At 58.5% G+C, this 22,147-nt stretch carries 20 protein-coding genes; 14 read left to right on the plus strand and 6 right to left on the minus strand.

The features are described from left to right. The 7 genes from C4J94_RS14745 to C4J94_RS14775 all read left to right on the plus strand — a co-directional run bounded on the left by C4J94_RS14745 (position 1) and on the right by C4J94_RS14775 (position 7,858). The gene (locus C4J94_RS14745; RefSeq protein WP_124386844.1) at positions 1–999 is read left to right on the plus strand and encodes an acyl-CoA dehydrogenase family protein; all 999 of its coding nucleotides are present in this window, start codon (positions 1–3) and stop codon (positions 997–999) included. Beyond that, the gene (locus tag C4J94_RS14750) at positions 996–1,754 is read left to right on the plus strand and encodes a PIG-L deacetylase family protein (RefSeq protein WP_124386845.1); all 759 of its coding nucleotides are present in this window, start codon (positions 996–998) and stop codon (positions 1,752–1,754) included. Before C4J94_RS14745 ends, C4J94_RS14750 begins: the two co-directional genes overlap by 4 nt. Continuing rightward, entirely contained in the window at positions 1,751–2,350 is a 600-nt protein-coding gene (locus C4J94_RS14755) for an SAM-dependent methyltransferase (RefSeq protein ID WP_124386846.1), read from the plus strand. Before C4J94_RS14750 ends, C4J94_RS14755 begins: the two co-directional genes overlap by 4 nt. After that, on the plus strand, positions 2,347–3,006 hold the full coding sequence (locus tag C4J94_RS14760) for a glycosyltransferase family 2 protein (RefSeq protein WP_124386847.1): 660 nt from the start codon (positions 2,347–2,349) through the stop codon (positions 3,004–3,006). Before C4J94_RS14755 ends, C4J94_RS14760 begins: the two co-directional genes overlap by 4 nt. A 115-nt stretch (positions 3,007–3,121) precedes the next feature. Beyond that, positions 3,122–3,883 (plus strand): PIG-L deacetylase family protein, encoded by a 762-nt coding sequence (locus C4J94_RS14765; RefSeq protein ID WP_124386848.1) that lies wholly within the window; start codon positions 3,122–3,124, stop codon positions 3,881–3,883. A gap of 158 nt (positions 3,884–4,041) precedes the next feature. Continuing rightward, positions 4,042–6,198: a TonB-dependent siderophore receptor gene (locus C4J94_RS14770; RefSeq protein WP_124386849.1), complete on the plus strand. Its 2,157-nt coding sequence runs from the start codon at positions 4,042–4,044 to the stop codon at positions 6,196–6,198. Positions 6,199–6,370: 172 nt separating this feature from the next. Next, on the plus strand, positions 6,371–7,858 hold the full coding sequence (locus C4J94_RS14775) for a methyl-accepting chemotaxis protein (protein ID WP_124386850.1): 1,488 nt from the start codon (positions 6,371–6,373) through the stop codon (positions 7,856–7,858). Between the two features lie 313 nt (positions 7,859–8,171). On the opposite strand, the gene C4J94_RS14780 is transcribed toward C4J94_RS14775, so the two are convergent. Beyond that, entirely contained in the window at positions 8,172–9,047 is an 876-nt protein-coding gene (locus C4J94_RS14780) for an NmrA/HSCARG family protein (RefSeq protein WP_124386851.1), read from the minus strand. A gap of 114 nt (positions 9,048–9,161) precedes the next feature. Here C4J94_RS14780 and C4J94_RS14785 point away from each other — a divergent pair, with 114 nt between their 5' ends. From C4J94_RS14785 to C4J94_RS14800, 4 genes are all read left to right on the plus strand, one after another. Beyond that, on the plus strand, positions 9,162–10,037 hold the full coding sequence (locus C4J94_RS14785) for a LysR family transcriptional regulator (RefSeq protein ID WP_124386852.1): 876 nt from the start codon (positions 9,162–9,164) through the stop codon (positions 10,035–10,037). 201 nt (positions 10,038–10,238) lie between these two features. Next, positions 10,239–10,478 (plus strand): hypothetical protein, encoded by a 240-nt coding sequence (locus tag C4J94_RS14790; protein WP_124386853.1) that lies wholly within the window; start codon positions 10,239–10,241, stop codon positions 10,476–10,478. A gap of 157 nt (positions 10,479–10,635) precedes the next feature. Continuing rightward, positions 10,636–11,781: a sensor histidine kinase gene (locus C4J94_RS14795; RefSeq protein ID WP_124386854.1), complete on the plus strand. Its 1,146-nt coding sequence runs from the start codon at positions 10,636–10,638 to the stop codon at positions 11,779–11,781. A 39-nt stretch (positions 11,782–11,820) separates the two neighbouring features. Further along, positions 11,821–12,051: a DUF6429 family protein gene (locus C4J94_RS14800; RefSeq protein ID WP_124386855.1), complete on the plus strand. Its 231-nt coding sequence runs from the start codon at positions 11,821–11,823 to the stop codon at positions 12,049–12,051. On the opposite strand, the gene C4J94_RS14805 is transcribed toward C4J94_RS14800, so the two are convergent. Beyond that, the gene (locus C4J94_RS14805; RefSeq protein ID WP_124386856.1) at positions 12,048–12,563 is read right to left on the minus strand and encodes a GNAT family N-acetyltransferase; all 516 of its coding nucleotides are present in this window, start codon (positions 12,561–12,563) and stop codon (positions 12,048–12,050) included. The genes C4J94_RS14800 and C4J94_RS14805 overlap by 4 nt on opposite strands. 157 nt (positions 12,564–12,720) lie before the next feature. On the opposite strand from C4J94_RS14805, the gene C4J94_RS14810 reads away from it, so the two are divergent. Beyond that, on the plus strand, positions 12,721–13,341 hold the full coding sequence (locus C4J94_RS14810) for a LysE family translocator (RefSeq protein ID WP_124386857.1): 621 nt from the start codon (positions 12,721–12,723) through the stop codon (positions 13,339–13,341). A gap of 36 nt (positions 13,342–13,377) precedes the next feature. Here the strand turns inward: C4J94_RS14810 and C4J94_RS14815 are convergent, their stop codons facing one another. Further along, entirely contained in the window at positions 13,378–14,592 is a 1,215-nt protein-coding gene (locus C4J94_RS14815) for an aldose 1-epimerase family protein (RefSeq protein ID WP_124386858.1), read from the minus strand. Positions 14,593–14,951: 359 nt separating this feature from the next. Between C4J94_RS14815 and C4J94_RS14820 the strand changes: the two genes are divergently transcribed. Further along, positions 14,952–15,254, plus strand: coding sequence for a hypothetical protein (locus tag C4J94_RS14820; RefSeq protein WP_124386859.1), 303 nt, complete (start codon positions 14,952–14,954; stop codon positions 15,252–15,254). Positions 15,255–15,446: 192 nt separating this feature from the next. Here C4J94_RS14820 and C4J94_RS14825 read toward each other — a convergent pair whose 3' ends face one another. The 3 genes from C4J94_RS14825 to C4J94_RS14835 form a co-directional block, all read right to left on the minus strand. After that, a complete protein-coding gene (locus C4J94_RS14825; protein ID WP_124386860.1) occupies positions 15,447–16,745 on the minus strand; it encodes a hypothetical protein in 1,299 nt (432 codons plus the stop codon). A gap of 197 nt (positions 16,746–16,942) precedes the next feature. Next, a complete protein-coding gene (locus C4J94_RS27870) occupies positions 16,943–19,594 on the minus strand; it encodes an AAA family ATPase (RefSeq protein WP_256657527.1) in 2,652 nt (883 codons plus the stop codon). 353 nt (positions 19,595–19,947) lie between these two features. Further along, the gene (locus C4J94_RS14835; RefSeq protein WP_124386861.1) at positions 19,948–20,841 is read right to left on the minus strand and encodes a LysR family transcriptional regulator; all 894 of its coding nucleotides are present in this window, start codon (positions 20,839–20,841) and stop codon (positions 19,948–19,950) included. A 94-nt stretch (positions 20,842–20,935) separates the two neighbouring features. On the opposite strand from C4J94_RS14835, the gene C4J94_RS14840 reads away from it, so the two are divergent. Next, the gene (locus C4J94_RS14840; protein WP_124386862.1) at positions 20,936–22,114 is read left to right on the plus strand and encodes an MFS transporter; all 1,179 of its coding nucleotides are present in this window, start codon (positions 20,936–20,938) and stop codon (positions 22,112–22,114) included. The last annotated feature ends 33 nt before the right edge of the window (positions 22,115–22,147 follow it).

The raw sequence follows: 22,147 nt of genomic DNA on the forward strand, positions 1-22,147 counted from the left end.
ATGGCGTTGCACGGATTCCTTTCGGGCTACCGGGGCTATGCGAACACGCAGGCCCTGGGTGATGCCTTGAAGGACCTTCAGGAAGAAGGCCTGGACCAGCTGCCGTTGCCCGGCAGCGGCCAGACGCTGGAGCGCTTCAGCGGCCTGGCACAAGTCGCCGGCCACGACCTGCGCTTGTGCAAGCTGTTTGAAGGCCACACCGATGCGCTGGCGATCATCGCTGAACTCGAGAGCCCATTGCCGCCGCTGGGCAGCACCTGGGGAACGTGGGCCGCCGAGCCGCCGAGCGCCAAGGTGCGGGTGCGGCGTGACGGCCAGCGCCTGATTGTCGACGGGCGTAAAGCCTGGTGCTCCGGTGCGTCGGTGGTGTCACACGGATTGTTGACCGCGTGGGACGAGGAAGACCGCCAGCAACTGGTCGCCGTGGCGATGGATCAGCCAGGGGTCCGGGTGACGGATGAAGGCTGGGATGCCGTGGGCATGGCTGCCACCGGCAGTGTGGAGATAGTGTTCGATCAGGCGCGCGGGCTGGCGGTGGGTGGGCCGGGTGATTACCTGGCCCGCCCGGGCTTCTGGCAAGGCGCAATCGGCATCGCCGCGTGCTGGTACGGCGCGGCGCAGCGCCTGGCTGAAGTGCTGCGCGAACAGTGCAGCACGCGCCCGGAGCCGCACGCCATGGCGCACCTCGGTGCGGTGGACAGTACGTTGAACAGTGCGGCCTGCGTGCTACGCGCCAGTGCCGAGCAGGTAGACCGGGCGCCGACCGCCGATGCCCGACTACTGGCCCAACAGGTGCGTGCGTGCGTCGAGGAAACCGTGGAGCACGTGATCCATCATGTCGGGCGGGCGGTCGGTGCGGGGCCTTATTGCAAGGATCCGCACTTCGCCCAATTGATGGCGGATTTGCCGGTGTTTGTGCGCCAGAGCCATGCCGAACGCGACCTGGCGGCCCTGGGCGAACAGGTCGCCGACCAACCGTCAGGGAGGTGGCAGTTATGAAACCCAACCCGATAGTCGGCCAGGGTACGTCGCTGCATTACTGGCAGACATCGGCGCGCCTGGCTGAACTGCCGCATGTCAGCGTCGAGCAACTGGTGCCCGAGGGGTGCCGTGCGGTGATCATCGCCCCGCACCCGGACGATGAAGTGCTCGGCTGCGGCGGTTTGCTGCAAGGGCTTGCCGCACTGGGCCGTCCCATTCAACTGATTTCGGTCACCGACGGCAGCGCCAGCCACCCAGGCTCCAAACGCTGGCCAGTGCAACGCCTGAGCGTGGTGCGCCCCCAGGAATCAGCCCAGGCCCTGCACCGCCTGGGCTTGCCGCTGCACAGTTTGAAATGGCTGCGCGCCGGCTTTACCGACAGCAAGGTCGCCGAGCGCGAAGCCGAGCTGACCGCGTTCATCCAGCGCTACCTCAAGCCCAACGACGTGGTGTTCGCGACGTGGCGCGAAGACGGCCACTGCGACCATGAAGCCGTCGGCCGCGCCAGCGCCGAAGCGGCCCGCGCCGTGGGTGCACAGCTGTATGAACTGCCGGTATGGACCTGGCACTGGGCGACTGCCGAAGACGGCATGGTGCCTTGGGAGCGCGCGCGCAAGATCCCGCTGACACCGGAAAAAGTCGCGCGCAAACGCCATGCTATCCACGCCTTTGCCAGCCAGTTGGAGGGCGACCCCCAGGTCGGCCTGCCCCCGGTGCTGGCGCCCTATGTGGTGGAGCGTTTGCTGCAACCTTTTGAAGTGGTGTTCGTTTGAGTGTGACAACCCCGTATTTCGACCAGATGTTCACCGGCAACGACGATCCCTGGGCGTTTCGTCAACGTTGGTATGAACAGCGCAAACGCGCGTTGACCCTGGCAGTCCTGACCCGCGCCCGCTACACCTCGATTTTCGAACCCGGCTGTGCCAATGGCGAGCTGAGCGCCGAATTGGCGGCGCGCGGTGATCGCTTGCTGTGCTGCGATACGGCGAGCGCTGCGGTGGCGCTGGCCAAGAAGCGGCTGGCGGGGTTTTCCAACGTTCAGGTAGAGCAACGCCGGTTGCCCGAACAATGGCCCTCGGGGCAATTCGAGCTGATTGTATTGAGTGAGCTGTGTTATTACCTGGACGTCGCTGATCTTGAGCGCCTGATTGACCACTGCCTCGATGCCCTGGCGGATAACGGCCAACTGCTGGCCTGCCACTGGCGACCGCCGATTGAAGGTTGCCCGCAAACCGCCGAACAGGTGCATGCCCTGCTCCAGCAGCGACTGGGCCTGCACGTTGTAGCGCGTCACCATGAGGATGATTTCCTGCTCGACCTGTGGGGCCGCGATGGCGCCTCGGTCGCAAGCCTCGAGGGCCTGCGATGATCGGCATCCTGATTCCGGTGCATAACGAAGAGGCGTTATTGGGCGAATGCCTTGACGCGGCAATGGTCGCCGCCAGCCATCCGCAACTGCACGGCGAAGCGGTACAGATCCTGGTGGTGCTCGACAGCTGCAGCGATGGCAGTGCAGCGATTGCCGGTGCGCGAGGCGTGCACTGCCTGGCCGTGCAGGCGCGTAATGTCGGGCATGCCCGCGGCGCGGGTGCGCAGCACCTGTTGGACCTGGGCGCGCGTTGGATTGCCTGTACCGACGCTGACAGTCGCGTTGCTGCGGACTGGCTGGTGGCGCAACTGGCGCTGGGCTGCGACGCCGTGTGCGGCACCGTGACCGTGGACGCCTGGAGCGAAGGCTTCGACGCGGCGGCGCAGATTCGCTATCACCAGGCGTATGAAGCCCACGACGGGCATCGGCATATCCACGGGGCCAACCTGGGGGTAAGCGCCAGCGCCTATTTGCAAGCGGGTGGATTTGAACCGTTGACGTGCCATGAGGATGTGCAATTGGTGCGCAATCTGGAACGCTGCGGTGCCTCCATCGCCTGGAGCCATACCCCGCAAGTGATCACCAGCGCACGCCTGGATTGCCGCGCCCAGGGCGGCTTCGCTGACTACCTGAAGAGCCTGATGCAGGTTTCTTGAAAAAACGCCATGGCGCCATTTTTCCTTGTCTATGCTTATAACGCTTCGCACAAGTCTCCAGGATCGGAGGCTGAGGTGAAGACTAAAGCAACAACCGACAAGGACGTGACACCCCATGAAACCTGCTTCCCTAAGCGAGGGCCGCCGCGGCTCCGCGCAAATCTGGAACAGCGCGCCCCAGTTGGCGCAAATCCCCGTTATCAGCGTGTCCAGCCTGGTTGCGCCAGGCGCGCGAGTGGTGGTGATCGCCCCCCACCCGGGCGATGAAGTGCTCGCTTGCGGCGGCTTGTTGCAATTGCTCAGCACCCGCGCCCACCCGTTGAAATTGATTTCCATCACCGATGGCAGCGCCAGCCATCCTGGCTCCAAGGTCTGGTCGGCCAGCCGGTTGAGTGTGGTCCGCCCCCAGGAAAGCGCCGAGGCCCTGCGCCGCCTGGGTATGCCACTGCACAGCCTGAAATGGATTCGTGGCGGGTTTCGCGATAACGCCCTGGCCGCCGATGAGCAACAGATCAGCCAGTTTATCGCCCGCTACCTGCAGCCGGGTGATGTGGTGTTTACCACCTGGCGCCATGACGGCAATGACGATCACGAAGCCGTCGGCCGGGCCAGCGCCAACGCGTGCGAGCAGGTGGGTGCGCAACTTTACGAACTGCCGATCTGGGCCTGGCACTGGCCCGCACGGGAAGGCGCGGTGATCCCCTGGCAGCGTGCGCGCAAGTTGCGCCTGGATACCTGGGGCATCGCCCACAAGCTGCATGCCGTGCACGCCTATGCCAGCCAGCTCACGGGCGACCCCGCCATCGGCTTGGCGCCGATACTCGCCCAGGTCTTGCTCGAACGCATGCGCGACCCCTACGAAATCGTATTCACCTAGGCAAAGGTGGCAAAACGCTGGTACGCGGCGTGTGAAAAATTCGTTAACTGATTAATCCCGTAGGCTTTTTCCCACAGGCTCAATCTGCCACACTGATGCGAATAATTATCAACAGTTTTATTATTCGCCACGGATGGCCTTCCGGGAGAGCTACATTCATGTCTGTGCCACACCATGGCGGCAAAGGGTTTTCACCGAGTCTGATCGCAATGGCTATCTGCCTGAGCACTTCCCACGCGGTCCTCGCCGCCGAGGCCGATGCGCCACCGAGCACCATTGAGCTTGGCGCCACCGAGGTGTCCGGCCAGCAGTTGGGCGAAACCACCGAAGGCAGCGAGTCGTACACCACCGGCTCGATGAAAACCGCAACCAAACTGCCACTGACCCTGCGCGAAACCCCGCAGGCCGTCACCGTGATTACGCGTCAGCGCATGGATGACCAGGCGATGACCAGCATCAACGACGTGGTGAACGCCACGCCGGGATTGTTCCTCAATTATTCCAACGGCCCCGGTCGCCAGGGCTACACCGCGCGCGGTTTCAACGTCGACAATCTGATGTACGACGGCATTCCCAGTGGCTATAACGGCGTTAATGTCGGTTCGCAGCCGAACCTGGCGATGTTCGATCGGGTCGAGGTGGTGCGCGGTGCCACCGGCCTGGTCACCGGCGCCGGTAACCCCTCGGCGGCCATCAACCTGATCCGCAAGCGGCCCCTGGCCGAGCAGAAAGTCACCTTGACCGGCGCCGCCGGCAGTTGGGACGACTACCGTGGCGAGCTTGACGCCTCCAGCCCCCTCAATGACAGCGGCACCTGGCGTGGCCGCGTAGTGACCTCTTACCGCGACGCCAACAGCTTCATCGACAAGGTCGAGCAGGATCACGGCCTGTTCTATGCCGTGACCGAAGCCGACCTGGGCGAAGACACCACGTTGACCCTCGGCTACTCCAACCAGAAAGACAAGACCAACTACTTCTGGGGCTCGTCGATGATCGGCCTGGACGGCCGTCACCTCGACCTGTCGCGCTCTTACAATCCCGGTACCGACTGGGAGAACAAGGACCAGGAGGTCAACACCGTCTTTGTCGAACTGCGCCAGCAGTTGGCCAATGACTGGAGCCTGCAGGTCAATGCCAACTACGCCGAGCAAGACGCGCTGTTCTCCGGTTCCTACAAGTCGCGCTGGACCAACAATACCCTGGCACGCACCGTATACCAGGCCGCCTTCGATCAGAACCAGGCCGGGGTCGACGCCTTTTTCAGTGGGCCTTTCCAGGCGTTCGGGCGCACCCATGAACTGGTCGTAGGCGCCAGCAAGCGCATCGAGGACACCACCACCCACGACTACAGCCCTTACGATCTGAACTGGCCGATCACGGCCGGCAAACCGAACTTCACCCGCACCAATAACCAGCGCGACGTCACCACCCAGGACGGCGTCTACGTCACCACCCGCCTGAGCCTGGCCGACCCGCTCAAGCTGATCCTGGGCGGGCGCCTGGACTGGTACGACTACGACAACCGCGATGGCGACGGCGACTACAAGGTCACCCGCAACCTCACCCGCTATGCGGGGCTGATCTACGACCTGGACGACCAGCACTCGGTGTACGCCAGCTACAGCGACATCTTCACCCCGCAAAGTGAGAAAAACACCTCCGCCACCCCGCTCAAGCCCATCGTCGGCAAGAATTATGAAGTCGGCATCAAGGGCGAATACCTGGGCGGCGCGCTGAATGCCAGTGTGGCGCTGTTCCGGGTCGACCAGGAAAACCGTGCGGTGCAGATCGTCGTGCCGGATTGCCCACAAGCCTCCTGCTACCAGGCTTCTGGCGAGATTCGCAGCCAGGGTATCGACTTCGAACTGCAGGGTGCGCTGACCGAGAATTGGCAGGTGGGCGGTGGCTACACCTACGCGCGCACCCACACCATCAAGGACGACGCCAACCCGCAGAAGGTCAACAAGCAGTTCGACACCGACACCCCGGAACACCTGTTCAAGGTGACCACCCGCTACAACTTCCAGGGCCCGCTGGAAAAACTTCGCGTGGGCGGCAATGTGTCCTGGCAGAGCCGCATGTACAACGACATCCAACTGGCGGACGGCAGCACCTATCGGCTCAAGCAAGGCGGCTACGCCGTCACCGACCTGATGGCCGGCTACCGGGTCAACCAGCACCTGGACCTGCAGCTCAACGCCAACAATATCTTTGATCGTCACTACTACCAGTCCATCTCCGAAGCCGTCACCTATGGCGGTGATTCCTACGGCGCCCCACGCAACATGATGTTGACGGCCAAGTACAGCTTCTGACCGCCACCGCGGCTGCCCGCTCGGGCAGCCATTGCTTAAAGTCCTCTTGCAATCTGCCGATAACCGTTTGCCGGATCGATGCCGGCAAATCGCCACCTCCTTTGTACTACCCGCGGCCCGCGTGGCACGCCGCATGCTTGGTTCCTGGCCAAACCACATGGAGTAAACGTGAATGCCTACGCGCTTTCTGGAGCACTACCGCAAGGCCGACCGCATCATGCTGGCGTTGATCTGGCTGATGTTCCTGTTCTCCCTCGGGCTGGCGTTCTGGCATGACACCTTTACCCAAGCGGTCATCGTCGGTGGCGGCAGCGGCGTGGTGCTGACTGCGCTGTACCGCGCCATGGGCGGCACCCGCGTGATGCGCTGCCTGCTGGGCGCCGGCCTGATGGTGATGGCCGCCTTGCACATCAACCAGGCCGAGGGTGTAATCGAATCGCACTTTGGTATTTTCGCGCTGCTGGCGGTGTTGACCTTCTACCGCGACTGGTTGCCGATCCTGGTGGCGGCGCTGACCATCGCCGTGCATCACCTGGTCTTCCATGCCTTGCAGCATCAAGGCGTGCCGGTATTTGTGATGGCCCATCACGGCGGCTGGACGATGATTTTCGTCCACGCGTTCTACGTGGTGATGGAAACGGTCGCCCTGCTCTACCTCGCCGTGCATAGCCAGGCCGAGGCGGTCGAAAGCCAGGAAATGCTCGAAAAAATGCTCGTCGTCACCTCGCAATTCACGCAAGACACCGCCCAGGGTGAAGCCAAGGTGCGGGTGTCCCTCGCCAAGCGCTTCGACCACTTCCTGCAGCAGCTCACCCACCTGATCGACGGTGTCGCCCGCGACTCCCACGGCCTGGGGCAACTCGGCCAGGAACTGGCCACAGCCAGCGGCACCCTGGAACAAGGCGCACGGCATCAACTGGCGCAGATCAATGAAATGACCGGCTCGATGCAGCGCATGGAAGACGCCATGGGCCACATTACCGTGCACGTCGAACAGGCGGTGGAGCACGCCGGCCAGGCCAGCCAGCAGATCGAGCGCGGTCAGCAAAGCGTGGGCCGCGCCCAGCATGAGATTACGCAACTGGCGTCACGCATTAATGGCACCGAATCCACCGTACAATCGCTGGCTGTACAGGCGGAGCAAATCGGCTCGGTGCTGGAGGTGATCAGCAGCATCGCCAACCAGACCAACCTGCTTGCCCTCAATGCCGCCATCGAAGCCGCCCGCGCCGGCGAGCAAGGCCGTGGCTTTGCCGTGGTCGCCGACGAAGTGCGCAGCCTGGCCCAACGTACCGCCCTCTCCACCCAGGAAATCCGGACCATTATCGAAGGCCTGCAGCAAGGCAGCCGCCAAGCCGTCGAAGCCATGCACGACAGCCGCCAGGGCGTGGAGCGCTGCGTGGCAGACAGCCAAGTGGCCGTCGACATGCTGCGCGCCGTGGGCGAAGACATCGCACACATCGACCAACTCAATGGCCGCATCGTCACCACCACCCGCGAGCAGACCTCGGCGAACCTGGAAATCGTAGAGCGCCTGCAGTCGGTGCAACACATCGCGCAAAACACCGCCAACGACGTCGAAACCCTCGCCCGCAGCAGCGAACGCCTGCCCCCCATCGCCGTGCGCCTGGATGCGCTGGGGCGCAGGTTTCATCCGTGACGTGGGGTGGTGGGGACTGAGGGCGCTGGCGAGGCGGTGACAGGGTCGACATATTCGTCGCCTGAACTACCGCTTTCGCAGCCTCGCTGGGGCTCGACAGCTCCCACAGGGGATGGGTGGCGTTGGGTGTGTCTCGGTTTGCAGAGCCATCTCAGCAGGCGCAGTTCTCAATAACAACACCGCTCAAATGTGGGAGCTGTCGAGCCCCAGCGAGGCTGCGATGGCGGCGGTACAGTCAACATCTTCGTTGCCTGACCCAACGCTTTCGCAGCCTCGCTAAAGCTCGACAGCTCCTACAGGAGATTGGTGCAATTCATGAGGCAGTCTTTGGCACTGACTCGCTTACAAAATCCTGGTAAGTGCGCAACGGCCGGCCGATGATCGCTTCCAGTCGCTCCACGCTGCCTGGCGCTGCCTGCATGCCGAACGCCTGGATGCCTTCCATCATCAGGCGCATGTCGTAGGCCAGCCAGGCAGGACCGTACGCCGCCAGTTGGGTTTCAAACGCGGCAACGTCATCGCCACCATAGGCGATTTCGCGGCCCAGGGCCGAGCTCCAGAGTTTGGCCACGCCGGCTCCCGTCAACGCCTGCGGCCCTACCAGCTCCAGCGTCACGCGCTGCAGCGCAGTGGCGGCCTGGTCGCGTCGCAACAGCTCGGCCACGGCGATGTCGGCAATGTCCCGCGTGTCGATCATCGACACACCGGCCGAGCCGATGGGCATCGGGTACACCGCGTAGTCCTGGATCGTCTGCTGCACCATCAGGTCGTTTTGCATGAAGTACGCCGGGCGCAGAACGGTCGCGGGAATATCGAAGCTTTCGATCATGCGTTCAACGGTGTGCTTGCCGGTGAAGTGCGGCACCTGGGTGAACGTGTCGGCATGGATCACCGACAAGTAAACCACCCGCTCGATGCCCGCCTCCCGGGCGAGGTTCAGAGCGATGATCGCTTGGGTGACCTCATCGGGCGTCACCGCATTCAGCAAAAACAGGGTACGTACCGACGCCAGAGCGGCGCGCATGGACGCTACATCGGTAAGGTCGCCGACCACTTCGGTGACGCCTGCCGGAAAGTCCCGTTTACCCGCCTGGCGCACCAGGGCCTTGACCGCTGCGCCGCGCTGGGCGAGGCCTTGGGTGACGAGTGAACCGAGGGTGCCAGTGGCGCCGACTACTAGAATGCTCATGAATAAAACTCCTGCGTGGGATCAATGGGTTTGGGTTGGAACCCACAGTAATTCGTTGCATAACGAAAACGAAGGCCACAGAATCTAGACACCTCGTTTCAAAAATGGAACACCATGAACCTCAACGCCCTGATCGATTTCATCCTCGTCGCCACCAACGAGAGCCTGGGCAGGGCCAGCCGCGCCAGCGGTGTGTCCAAGGCCACGCTGTCGCGCCGAATCGCCGACCTTGAAGAGCAACTGGGCGTACGGCTGATCGAACGCAGTGCCCGTGGGCTCAAGCTCACCGAGGCAGGCGAGCTGCTGATGTCGCGCACCGAGGGCCCGCTGGGCGAGGTGACCGAAGCGCTGACCGCCGCACGCGAAGGCCTATCGACTCCCCGCGGTCGCTTGCGCGTGGCCGCCCCGATTCTGTTCTCCCAGCTGGCCATGGGCGGGATTGGCGCACGCTTCTGCGCCGCCTACCCGGACGTGGTCATCGACGTGGTGGCCGAAGACCGCCTGGTGGACCTGGTGGACGAGCAATTCGACGTCGCCATTCGCATCAACCCCAGCCCGGATAGCAATCTGGTCGGTCGATGCTTCGCCAAGGACCGCCTGGTGGTGGTAGCCGCGCCCGCCATACCCAAGCCGCAGCCGGGTGCAATCCGGCAGGTGGCGAGCATCGTAACGTCAGGGCTCATGCCCACCCATTGGCGGCTGGATGGCGGGCAGCTGGTGCTGGAACCGCTCCCCAGGCTGCAGTTCTCTTCGTTACTGATGGTGCGCGATGCAGCGATCGCCGGTGGCGGCGCAGCGCTGATTCCGCAATCCATCGCGTGGGCGCCACTGGCCCGGGGCGAACTGGTCCAGTGGGGCACGGTGTCCGAGATCGAGCCAGAGCTTTGGGTGTTGCACACCTCCCGGCGCCTGGCCGCGCCCAAGGTGCGCGCTTTTGTCGACTTCATCTGCGCGCAGTACCCGGACATGTCGCTGGTACTGCGGGGTTGAACGGCAACCAACCCATGCTGCGCGCAACCGCCGCCGGATGCGCGACGCTGCGCCGTGACCATCCGCCAGCCGCAGCACCGTAACTCATCGCCTTTCGTCCGCGCGCAGCGAAACTCCTGAACCATCCTTCGGTCGATGCTTTCAAGAGGCCGTTAGTGCTTCAAATGTCTTGTGTGTGTAGTCAAAGCTGCGGAGACGGCCATGAAAGAAGTCATCAACGATTTGCCCGGCCCTATTAAACGCCAGGCCTACAGAATCCTGCGCGAAATCGAACTGGCGGGGTCAATGATTCTGGCCGTCAAGGGCGGCGCCAAAGCCCAGGGGTTTGTGTTGGGAATAGACTGCTGTGACGGCCTCACGTCGGAGCGCTGCGAGGAGCTGGCGAGCCATTTTGACAGCGTGGTGGAACAACGGCTGCGGTCGCTGACATTGGGGCTGTAACCCCAGCCATATGCTGGCTTTCAGTGCAAAGATTGGATCCACGGTATCCCATCACCGCCCGAGCTTTAAAAGCGGCGAACAAACTCCTACACTGCCGAGAATTTCCCTACAGCTGCGCAGCCTCGCTCTTCTGCCCGCCTCTATCAGGACTACAGACATGCGCTTGGCCGATTTCATCCTGGAAAACCTCGAGCCGATCCTGCAGGCCTGGGAAGACTTCGCCAGAACCCTCGACACGCCGGGCGAGGAACTCGACAGTGTCGGCTTGCGCGACCATGCCGAGCAGATGTTGCGCGCCATCGTCACCGACCTGCGCACCAAGCAGACCCGACAGGAGCAAATCGCCAAGGCCCAGGGGCACGCTCCGGAGGAGGAGCAGGAAACCGCAGCGGAGATCCACGCCATGACGCGGCTGATGGCCGGCTTCACCATCGATCAGATGGTCTCGGAGTACCGCGCCCTGCGCACCAGCGTGGTCAGCCAGTGGATGCGCCAGGTCAAAGACGGCACCCCGATCAACGTCGACGACATGACGCGCTTCCACGAAGCCATCGACCAGGCGCTGGCCGAGTCCGTCGCCAGCTATTCACGTGCGGTGGAGGCGTCCCGCAATATGTTCCTGGGCATCCTCGGCCACGACTTGCGCACCCCACTCGGCGCGATCCTGCTGGGCGCCGACGTGCTGCGCCACGCCCAGGACGCCGGAGCCCGTGCGACTAAAATTGCCAATCAGATCTTCACCAGCGTGCGCCGGGCCAGCCAGATCGTCGGCGACCTGCTGGACCTCACCCGCTGCCAGATGGGGCCGGGCATCCCGGTCAAGACAGCCGAAATAGACCTGGCCCCGCTGTGCCAGCGCGTTATAGAAGAAATCCGCACCTTTCACCCCGAAGCCATCGTGATATTCGACGCCAAGACGCCGGTTGCCGGGGAATTCGACGGCGCCCGCATGGAGCAGGTGTTCTCGAACATCATCAGCAACGCGGTGCAGCATGGGGACACCACGCGGCCTATCCACGTGGACCTAGGGATACAGGAGGGCCTTGTGGTCTTCACCGTGCACAACAGCGGCGAAGCGATCCCCGAGGATGTGCTCCCGTTCATCTTCAACCCCATGGGCCGCTTCTCCCAGCGCTCCGCAATCAACCACGGCCCCACCGAAGGCCTGGGCCTGGGCCTGTTCATCGCCTCGGAAATCGTGGCTTCTCATGGTGGGGTGATTGAGGTGAGTTCTGATACGGAACATGGCACGGTGTTTAGTGTGCGAATGCCGATCGATAAGCCAGAGAACAGCGTTGCTTGAGAAACGAGCCGCGCCCGATTCGCGAGGGGTGTAACCACTATGGAATACGACGAAAAGCTGATAGAGGAAGCCGTACTGGCCCTGCTGACAGTCTTCAGCACCGATGACGGAAACTCATGGAAGGGGCACGATTTCCAGATAATGAACCAATTACATGAACAGGGTTTTATCGATAACCCGGTAAACAAGAACAAATCGGTCTGGTTGACGACGCACGGGCTGGAGCGCGGTCGGGAACTGGCTGATCGGCTGTTTGGGACGAGGGCTTAGGTCAAGGACAACCTGTACCTGACCTCCACCAAGGTGGCGCCGCCTCTTTCAAGATTGCGCTCACTCCCCGTGTCCTCGACACACCCTGCCCGGCGGTAAAAGCGGATAGCCCTTTCATTACGGGCCAGAACCCAAAGCGTCAAACGCTCGTATCCTTGCTCCAGCAAGTCCTGCAGACCCGCGCGCCACAAGGCTGACCCGACGCCAGTTTGCCAATGCTTGGCTAAAACATAGAGCGCCATGACCTCACCGGCATCTGCCCCAGCGGCATCGTCATCACGGCTGGCGCCGACTGCTATCCAACCCACAATCTGCTGGTCCAGTTCCGCGATCCATACACCGGGTTCGCCCGATGCAATTGAGCGACGCCAATGAGATTCGCGCTGAGCCAGCGTGGCGGCCAGCGCGTTCAAGTAGTGGGCAGGCATCAGGTCGCGATACGCCTCTTGCCAACTACGGATATGCACTTGGGCAATGGCCTTTGCGTCGGTGGGTAACGCTTGGCGGATCATTGTATATCCTTCAGGCAATGCTGACGTCGTCTCAGTATGCATGCGGGCACATGACGAAATTAGTTTCTCCATACTCGACGTAACTTGGCCGTGATTGCTGCACCGCCCCCACTCCCCTTATCCTCGACGCTCCCGTCCAACCCACTCCGGAGCCGCCATGGACCTTGCCACCCTCGCCCTCTTTCTGCCCGCCTGCTTCGCCCTGAACATGGCCCCCGGCCCCAACAACCTGCTGTCGGTCAGCAACGCCACCCGTTACGGCTACCGCACCTCCTGCCTGGCCGGCCTCGGCCGACTGCTGGCTTTTGCCGGCATGATCGCCCTCGCCTCCGCCGGGCTGGCGGTGGTGTTGCAAACGTCGGAATTGCTGTTCTACGGGATCAAGCTGCTTGGCGCGGCGTACCTGTTTTACCTGGCGTACCAGCTGTGGTGCGCGAACCCGCAGGCAGAGGCGCAAACCGCCACGAACAGGATGAGCGTCTGGGCCCTGGCGCGACAGGAGTTTCTGGTGGCAGCGGGTAACCCGAAAGCCATCCTTATCTTTACTGCCTTCCTCCCCCAATTCGTGGTGCCCGGCCAACCCGTCACCGCGCAATTTGCCGTGCTGGGCGCGATGTTCCTGGCGCTGGAATGGATCGCTATCAGCGCCTACGCCTACATGGGTTTGCATATGCGCCGCTGGTTTGCCGAGCCTGGGGGTAAGCGGATCTTCAATCGGTGCTGCGCGGGGTTGTTGTCGGCGGCGGCGACGGTTTTATTGACCGCGCGCCGGGCGTAACTCCCGCGCCGGTGTGTGGAAGCAGTGCAGGCGCCCTTACCCCTTGGTCAAATCAACCAACGGCGTCTGCCTCACCTCAGTCTCACGCCCAGCCTGAATCTCGCTGACCTGCTTCAAGGCCTTGTCTACAGCTGCCTTATCCGCCAACAAGCTGTAGCTGATGCGGAACTGCTTGTGTTCCTTGGGCCCAATGGTGGGTACCAGGTTCAGTGGCCGCTGATAACGGCGGTTGTAGGAAAAACTTGTTCCCGGCTCCAGCCCCGTGACATAGCCCTGCACTTGCGTATCAGTGTTCTTCCACAGGGAAAACACCGGCAGCGTCTGCGTATTGAAACCGACCGACACGCCCAGGCTGCCTGCTTTGTTGTGCAGCACGGTCAAGGTATCGCCCTTGGCATCGGCATAGGGCACCACGTTGTAAACCGTTTCGTCGTAGTCCTTGGTGGGTGCGCGGTAGGTTTGCCAATCGGCCAATTCGCCCTTGGCCTTGTCGTTGAACGGCGACACCTGCTTCACCGGTGCGGCGAAACGCGCGCCCTGCTCCAGGAACGGAGTGCTGAAGTTACTGTGGTACAGCGCCTGGTATTCCTTAGGATAGTCGCCGTTGTTGGTCAGGGTGTCGTTCAGAGCAAACACAACACTGCCGGGCTCGGTGACCAGTTCGGTCGCCACGGAAAAATCGACCTTCTTGAACGCCTGCTCTTTCAGCTCACCGCGCAGGGTGATGGCGTACGGCGGCTTTTCATCGATGTGCAAGGTGACTTTGTTCGCAGGGATATTCGCGGCCCTGCCATGCAGAGTCAGCAATTCGCCGTTGTCGATGCCAGGGTGACCCACCCATTCATAGCCGCAACGGGTGACCAGCTCATTGAAACCTTCCAACCAGCCCAGCCCGCCGCGACCATTGAGTTCGATGAAGGAAGGATTGACCACTTCCTTGACCGGCGAATCCCACCCCATGCGCACATCGCCGACCGAAGCCTGCAACACGTTCATACCGCGAGTCGGCACCACCGAGAGCTTCATCGTGCCGTTATCGATGTCGACAATGCTCACCCCCTCCTGCCGACCGCCGTGCAGAGTGCGCAGGGTAACGCTGAAGGGTTTTTCGGTTTGCACGCCGAGTTGCTGGCTGGTGACCTGCCAGTTCTGCGCGGCTTTGTCGGTGTCGAGGAGCACATAGTCCCAGGCCATGGCGTGGGAGGCGGCGGAGAGTGCGGTGAGGGCGACAGCGAATTTTAGGGGGGTCATGGCGGTAGCCTTTCTTGGAGTTGTGGCAGTTTTATAAACTCGATGAAACGTTTCAGCAAGTGTAAAAGGCGGTATTAGGTGGGCAAGTGCCAAAAAGGGGTTGAGGGAAGTCAGAAAATGTAAAATCGGGGTCAAACCACCATTTTTAAATGTGGGGGGTTGTTTGTCGGCGGCGGCGACGGTGTTGTTGACTGCGCATAGGGCGTGAACGGTAATTGGACTTGAGCGACCCGTGTTGGTTACAACCTTGACGTTGATCCTCCAATGCAAGGACGCTTATAGTCCTCCAGTCGCCATGGAGCGACCGGGTTTGGCGACCTGACTATCGGTAAATCACTGTATTTATCGGAGCTTTAAACATGGAAAGATATATCCCCCTTACCGGAATCGATCTGGTTCCTGCGTCCCTTCTCATTGATTCAGAAGCACCGCTCGACGTGCTGCAAGCGATGGCTGACTACCGCATTCGCACTGTGACTCAAGTGTTGGAAAACATCGCTTTTCGGGGTGAGGTGGACGCTGATTGCGTTGTGCTTTCGGATTTTGCGCAGCTGCTGGCGATACCGCTGCGGGATGGGTGTGATTTGATGGATGTTATTGGGCGGCGGTTGCGGGAGCAGGTTTCGGAGGTGGAAGCGGGTTCGGTTGCTACGTCGGGTTAATGAAAAAATCTCCACGCGCTGGAGCAACTAGGCCAGCGTGTGGTGAAAGCAGTGGGTGCTTTCTCATCGGCTGCGATCGGCCAAAAGCAGACGCTGAGCGTACTTAAGAGAGCCCATCTCTCCAGCCGCTATGGACGACCTGATTGGGCGACGATTGGCAAGGCGAAATCAAGCTGTCAGATGCAATTAAGATCAGACCACAACTAAATAACTCGCATGATGCTTCGTAAGCATTTCGTTTAATTCTTCTTTTTTCAGTATTGAATGCTTCCTAACGTTTTCGATAAACAATGCGTATGAGTGCGCGCTTATGAGATCGGCACCAGTCTCGCTTGGCATTCTGATAATTTGTTTGATTTCTTCAACTGTCAAATAGCCGAATAATGGCAGTATCAATTTATCAAAAATATCGTTAACAGCACTCCAACTGCGGGCAAGCCCGAGCAAACTTATGGAGCGCGACTTTGCCGTATACCTGAGATTAGTTGTGATCCCGACGGCTAACTCATCAATAGACAAGCTATTTATACGATCAATAACCACACTGGTTAGCGAAGGCATAAAATAGAAAGATTCAAGTTGATTTAATAACGCAATAGTTGGGCCCACCATTACATATCTCTTAATTTTGTCCTTAGCAGGCGCATCCAAAACCTCCAATGCGCCTTTGACCCATGCGATCAATGCAGCTGCGCTGGCAAAGTCTTTATCAGGAGCGCTAACTACGACGCGGTTGAGATTTTTTTTCAGTCGTTCCGCAACTACAGCCGGCCTCATTTCGACTAATGCATTGAGCGCTACATATACTTGTGGTTTATGATGCAGAGGATCATTGAGGGTGACGAAGCCGAAAATTAATGAGTCGACAATACCTTTAAATAGGGCGTCGGTTCCATTTCCCAAGCTAGAGCCTCGCAAATGCAGTTCAGCACTCTTAACATCCAGCGGGAAATAATCTGATGCTATTAGAATTTTAAGCTTTGCGAGAGCCGCCTTTCCTTGAACCGGCGGCATAGCAAGCACGTGAATGACCGCATTTCTAATATGCAAACGCGCTTGCTCTGCTGAAGGATAATAAGGAACACCAAGATCCTGAAAAGAAGGGTGCGCACAGCGATGTCGGTCCTCGCGCAAGCGCTCAAGATCGACAAATTGTTGAGAATCAAAAAATTGCAAGGTATCTCGACAGGTTTCCAAGATTTTCCGCTCAAACTCAAGCGCCCCTTTTATGCCGTCTTGGCTTTGATTATTGATTTGAGCAATATACCCAGCATACTTATCCTCTAGTAATTTTGCTGCGGCGTCCCCAGACAGTGACAACTCCCTGATTTTGTCAAGCAGGTCAAATACTATAGCGATCCACGCAGTTACAATTGTTGCCCTGTATGCACCTGCTTTGTAACAACGAATAGCTTCAGTTACGTGTTCACGAGATTGATCGGATCTGCACCGATTTGCCAAAACCTCAATGTCGTAAAGGCCTTCATTCATATCAACACCTCGCTCTATGCAATTTGATTCTATACCTCAGCTCTGCGCTAAAACGTTTTTACACGACCTCGGCCCGAAGCCGCAGTGGCGTTGGTGGAAGCAGCAGATTTGAAAAAGGCTAGCAGGCACGCAGCTGGTGCAGCCAAAATGCGGCACCATTTTGAGTTCGGGATGGGATTCACCGCTATTAACGTTTTTCAGCCGACCTCGCACACGGGTGGTTTAAATTGATCGCCGAACTCTTTCTCTGCGGCTTTCCTTCTTGCAATAATTTCTTTCGAAAATGCCCTAAGCTTGGCAATATCTTCAAGTACATCCGTTGGAGCGGGCCGATTTTCTGTTAATGCTCGAGATTTGTCATGGCCAAACATCCAATTGCTAGTCTTAGTCATTTGTTGGGTGATGATACTTGCATCTGTAGGTTCAATACTAAGCTGATTCAGTCTAAGGGTTTGAACGCTATTTCTGCCTCGCGTTACGATCTGGCAAAATAGATCTTGCTCTATTAGCGCTTCCCACGCTTCCCGCAGCAAACAGTAAATCAGCGCCGCACGCTGGTTATAATTACCAATATCACTTTCGTAAAAATCCTTAATGGCATGAGTATCTTCATCTAGTTGTTGTGCTCGTTGAGCGGTACTCATACCGCGCCACGGTGCTTTGCTGTAGCAAAACCCTGAGTCTGTGCCATTTCTGCGTATGGTAAATGTCGAGCGAGCGGGTCCTTTTCCGAGCGTAAGAGCGATATCATCGCACTTTCCCTCGACTTCCATAATCAGCGAAAGATCGTGTGTAAATATAATAATCTGTCGAGTTAGCGCCTCTTTCGATAGCCGCTCGGCGATTTTCTCTCGGTATATATGATCAAGCGAGCTGACCGGATCATCCAATATTATTGGAGCGTTGTTTCTGAACGTTTTAATTTCCGCCAAGAACGCTGATAGAGAAATTACTTTTTGTTCCCCCTCGCTGAGAATTTTTCCAGGCCGTTTAGCTGCTATGGAAAAACTATGGGAGGTATCAGAATCACGCACGACTGGGGAGATTCTTACATCAAGAGAAACACCCATAAACTCTAATTCAGCCTTGAAATTCTCTATGAAATCTGGCGTGACTAGCTGTGAAATTATAGCTTTAGCTTTGGTGGAAAATTTCTGCTTCGTATTTTTTATTGCATTTAATGCGTCGGCTATTTTTTTATTGAACGCAAGCGATTGCTGATATTCAACAATCAAATCTTTAGATATATGCAAGTTACGGTTTAGCTGTAGATCAGTACGTCTGCAGATATTCTGTTTATGTTTTTCAGGGGAAATCGTTTGCAATAGTTCTTGTCTTTTCTGGCTCAGAAACTCTATCAAAGTCTGCGACAGTAGATCAGCGTCTACTTCCTCAGAAGGGTATGCGCGACTTTGGTCGCTGGGCTGTTCAAAGTAGTCTTTTCTTGATTTTATGATTTTAAATATCGCGCTAACTCTGTGATCACTATCAAGAATCTCTGCCAGATCGTTACAAAGTGGCTCATAAGACTCTTGATCTGGCGCAACAATATCTTTAATTGCTTTTTTTGTTGCTTCAAGATTTGCAAGCGTTGTTTCGTATACCGTTTTGCTTTTGTCGATGATATACAATTCAAATCGCGACAATCTGTCTTTGGCCTCATGCTCTAGGGGCTGCATACACAAAACGCACAGGGAGCCATCATCAACGTTGGGGAAATCCTTGCCTACATAGGCATGGCTTTCTGAAAACTCTTTTGCAGCGTTAAAAAGTAGTTTCCATGCTTTGGTATGAACGCCTTCCAGCGGTTCTGCTATTTCTAACTTCGCGACAGCTAAATCATAGGCCTGTTTCGTAACAGTTACGGCGCTCTCTAACTCAGATACTTCCCTTGCCTTTTGACTGCTGAGTATACCTAAACAGCTCTTAAGTTTCGAAATTACCCTAGGGATACGTGTTTCGATCAAGGCAGTAATTTTCTCAAGTTTCTTTGTGCTAGTACCGTTTTCATTTTCTTGTATCGCAACTCCCAATCTGTCTAATTCAATCTGATTTTCATCGCCCCAAGAAAGCTTTGTTTTTATACTTTGAAGAGTTGTTTCGTCAGAAATTGCCTTCAGCCATCCATGAAGGGCAGGAGATTTCTCAATGTCGGATATCTCGGGAAGTTTCGCTATTTTGAGTTTTCCAGAAACTACTCTTTTAATTTCCTCGGTTATAGAGGCTACTTCATCAAATATTTCTACCCCTTTTGGCTTGTACGTGACCTGATTGTTTTTTTCTAAAAGTATCTTTCCAGAATCAGAGTCGTATACATTTATAACTGAAAGCTCTGTCAATGTTTTTCCGGGTGACCACTCCCAAACCAATCGTTCTCCGTTCTTTAAAAAAGAAATTTTTGCGGTTTGTGGACCTTTCTGATTTTTATAGACGTTTGGGAGAATTTCTGGCTCGACATGTTTGGAGAAGCAAGCATTTTTTAAAAGTCGAGTATATCCGGATTTTCCAGACCCGTTTTCACCATAGATAAGAGTGATCCCATTATGACTGAACGGCAATGTCGATCCATTATAGATAGCGTTTATATTTTCTACAGCATACACGCTGCATAGTTTGATTGGTTCAGATGATGGCAGATCGTCGATGATCTCGTTCTTAACAAATGGAGCTGTACAGTCTTTAAGCTCTCCGCCTTCATTAATTCCGAAACTTGTGATGACGTTGTCAATAACTTGCTTAATGGAGTCCTCTGGTAGTGTTCCATTTTCCAAAAGACGCCGAACTAAGTCGGCCTCCCAGTCAGAAAGGTCTGTGACGGCCCACTCAACGATTTCCTTGACAGAATTCATACGACGACGTCCCTATTATTGGCATTTTGCCATCGCTTTTACCTTCGCAGTACAATAATGTCCATACCCTTATAGTCGAAGAATCCATTCCCGGTGCAGGAGAGCCAAACCATGCTCATATTGGATGGGCGCTGTGGAGTACAAGAAAGCCGGAGCTTCGCTCACCCAAAACCGATAAGAAGAACCGATGCCTCTTAACGGTTTGGTTCAGGAGACCGCGATTGAGAGAGATTACAGTTCTCACTTTGTAGTGGGTAAGCAATTTGCCTTGAATTTGTATGATTGCGAATGACTGCTTCTGGCCGAAACCCGCCAGTCACGCCCCCCCTTCTACACCCATCCCACACTCCCCCTCACACCCAATGCCCCCCCACCAAAAAATCCACAAACGCCCTCACCCTTCCCGGCATCGCCGCCCCACCCACAAACACCGCATGAATCGGCTCCACATCTCCCGGGTTATACGCCTCCAGCAACGGCACCAACTCCCCCCGCTCCAGATCCTGCGCCACGCTAAACGCCCCCACCCGCGCAATCCCCGCCCCCAGCTTCGCCAACTGTGCCAGCGCCTCGCCGCTGTTCCCTTCAATCGTCCCCGTCACTTTCAACGAAAAATCCCGCCCCTCTACTCGAAACGGCCAATCCGGCGCCGCGCGGCGGAAGTTGAAGCGCAGGCAGTTGTGTCCGAGTAAATCCTGCGGCGTCACCGGGGTGCCATGCCGTGCCAGGTAGTCGGGTGAGGCGACGATGACTTGGCCGGTGGAGCCGATGTGGCGGGCGGTCAAGGGGCTGTCGGCCAGGGGGCCGAAGCGGATGGCCACGTCGGCTTGGCCGCCGAGGATGTCGACCACTTCGTCGCCCAGCATCAGGTCGACCAGGATGGCCGGATAGCGGGCGCTGAAGGAGGCGATCAGCGGCACGATGGTGAGGCGGCCGTGGGCCAGGGCTGCGCTGACTCGGAGGCGACCGCGTGGGGCGCCCTGGTCGGTGATGGCGTCTTCGACTTCGGCCATGTCCGCCAGGATGCGCCGGGCGCCACGCAGGTAGGCTTCGCCTTCGGCGGTGAAGGTGATGGCGCGGGTGGTGCGCAGCAGTAGCCGGGTGCCGATGCGCCGTTCGGTGCGGGTGATGATGCGGCTGATGGACGATGGCGTCAGCCCCAAGGCACGCGCCGCGCCCGACAGGCTGCCGTGTTCGGCGACACGGACGAACACTTCCATCTCTCCCGACCGCCCGCCTATTTCCATTTGTGCCTCCGGCGCAAAGGTGTAGTTCCCAATCAGGGGCTACTGCTTGAAAAGGCCGGATTGTAGCATTTGGCACATAGATGAGGAGTCAACCATGCGTATCAATCCACCCCTTGTAGCCTTGTCCATCGGTGCCTTTGGCATCGGGGTCACGGAGTTTGCACCCATGGGCATGTTGCCCGGTATTGCCGCCGATCTTGGCGTATCCATTCCCGCTGCGGGGCTTTTGGTCAGCGCCTACGCCATGGGCGTGCTGATTGGCGCGCCGATCATGACGCTGGCGACGGCCAGGGTGCCCCGGCGTTATTTGTTGATCGGGCTGATGGCGATTTTCACCTTGGGTAATTTGCTGTCGGCACTGGCGAGCAACTACCAGACCTTGATGATTGCCCGGCTGGTGACCTCACTGAACCACGGGGCGTTTTTCGGTATTGGTTCGATCGTGGCGGCGAGTGTGGTCGCGCCGGAGAAGCGCGCGGGGGCTGTGGCAGCGATGTTCTTGGGGCTGACCTTGGCGACCATTGGTGGCGTGCCCCTGGCCACCTGGTTTGGCGAGAACTTTGGTTGGCGCACGGCCTTCTGGGGCATCAGCGGGCTGGGCGCGGTGGTGATGGCGGCGCTGTGGTGGGCGCTGCCGAATGCACCCGCGCCGAAAGGCGGCAGCCTGATGGCGGAGATCCGCGTGCTGGGGCGCGGGCCGGTGCTGGCCGCGTTGGCGCTGACGGTGGTGGGTTCCAGTGCGATGTTCACGGTGTTCACTTATATCGCGCCGATCTTGCGCGATGTCACCCACGCGTCGACCAACTTTGTCACGGGAATGCTGGTGCTGTTCGGTATCGGGCTGACCCTGGGCAATGTGTGGGGTGGCAAGTCTGCGGATCGTTCGGTGGACCGCACGTTGGTGATTTCGCTGGTGGTGTTGATTGCCGTACTGCTGGCCTTTTCGGTGCTGATGCAATGGCCGTTGCCCGCCGCCCTGTCGATCCTGCTGTGGGGCGCCGCCAGCTTTGCCCTGGTACCGCCGTTGCAGATGCGCGTGATGGAGGCGGCAAAAGATGCGCCTAACCTGGCCTCGGCGATGAACATCGGGGCGTTCAATTTTGGCAATGCAATTGGGGCGGCGTTGGGCGGCGCGGTGATCAATGCCGGACTGGGTTACCCGGCGATTTCCCTGGCGGGCGCGCTGATGGCGGGCCTGGGTTTGCTGATGGTACTGGGGTTGGGCTGGCGCTCGCGGCGTGCGGGTGCTCGCGCCAACAGCGCCCTGGCGTAGCGATCGTCTAGACTTCAGGCACCCTTCAACCCA

Source organism: Pseudomonas sp. R5-89-07 (assembly GCF_003851685.1).
Lineage (GTDB): Bacteria > Pseudomonadota > Gammaproteobacteria > Pseudomonadales > Pseudomonadaceae > Aquipseudomonas.

Coding starts and splice junctions, on each gene's coding strand:
- C4J94_RS14745 (WP_124386844.1), top strand. CDS start 1: ATGGCGTTGCACGGATTCCTTTCGGGCTACCGGGGCTATGCGAACACG.
- C4J94_RS14750 (WP_124386845.1), top strand. CDS start 996: ATGAAACCCAACCCGATAGTCGGCCAGGGTACGTCGCTGCATTACTGG.
- C4J94_RS14760 (WP_124386847.1), top strand. CDS start 2,347: ATGATCGGCATCCTGATTCCGGTGCATAACGAAGAGGCGTTATTGGGC.
- C4J94_RS14765 (WP_124386848.1), top strand. CDS start 3,122: ATGAAACCTGCTTCCCTAAGCGAGGGCCGCCGCGGCTCCGCGCAAATC.
- C4J94_RS14770 (WP_124386849.1), top strand. CDS start 4,042: ATGTCTGTGCCACACCATGGCGGCAAAGGGTTTTCACCGAGTCTGATC.
- C4J94_RS14775 (WP_124386850.1), top strand. CDS start 6,371: ATGCCTACGCGCTTTCTGGAGCACTACCGCAAGGCCGACCGCATCATG.
- C4J94_RS14780 (WP_124386851.1), bottom strand. CDS start 9,047: ATGAGCATTCTAGTAGTCGGCGCCACTGGCACCCTCGGTTCACTCGTC.
- C4J94_RS14785 (WP_124386852.1), top strand. CDS start 9,162: ATGAACCTCAACGCCCTGATCGATTTCATCCTCGTCGCCACCAACGAG.
- C4J94_RS14790 (WP_124386853.1), top strand. CDS start 10,239: ATGAAAGAAGTCATCAACGATTTGCCCGGCCCTATTAAACGCCAGGCC.
- C4J94_RS14795 (WP_124386854.1), top strand. CDS start 10,636: ATGCGCTTGGCCGATTTCATCCTGGAAAACCTCGAGCCGATCCTGCAG.
- C4J94_RS14800 (WP_124386855.1), top strand. CDS start 11,821: ATGGAATACGACGAAAAGCTGATAGAGGAAGCCGTACTGGCCCTGCTG.
- C4J94_RS14805 (WP_124386856.1), bottom strand. CDS start 12,563: ATGATCCGCCAAGCGTTACCCACCGACGCAAAGGCCATTGCCCAAGTG.
- C4J94_RS14810 (WP_124386857.1), top strand. CDS start 12,721: ATGGACCTTGCCACCCTCGCCCTCTTTCTGCCCGCCTGCTTCGCCCTG.
- C4J94_RS14815 (WP_124386858.1), bottom strand. CDS start 14,592: ATGACCCCCCTAAAATTCGCTGTCGCCCTCACCGCACTCTCCGCCGCC.
- C4J94_RS14820 (WP_124386859.1), top strand. CDS start 14,952: ATGGAAAGATATATCCCCCTTACCGGAATCGATCTGGTTCCTGCGTCC.
- C4J94_RS14825 (WP_124386860.1), bottom strand. CDS start 16,745: ATGAATGAAGGCCTTTACGACATTGAGGTTTTGGCAAATCGGTGCAGA.
- C4J94_RS27870 (WP_256657527.1), bottom strand. CDS start 19,594: ATGAATTCTGTCAAGGAAATCGTTGAGTGGGCCGTCACAGACCTTTCT.
- C4J94_RS14835 (WP_124386861.1), bottom strand. CDS start 20,841: ATGGAAATAGGCGGGCGGTCGGGAGAGATGGAAGTGTTCGTCCGTGTC.
- C4J94_RS14840 (WP_124386862.1), top strand. CDS start 20,936: ATGCGTATCAATCCACCCCTTGTAGCCTTGTCCATCGGTGCCTTTGGC.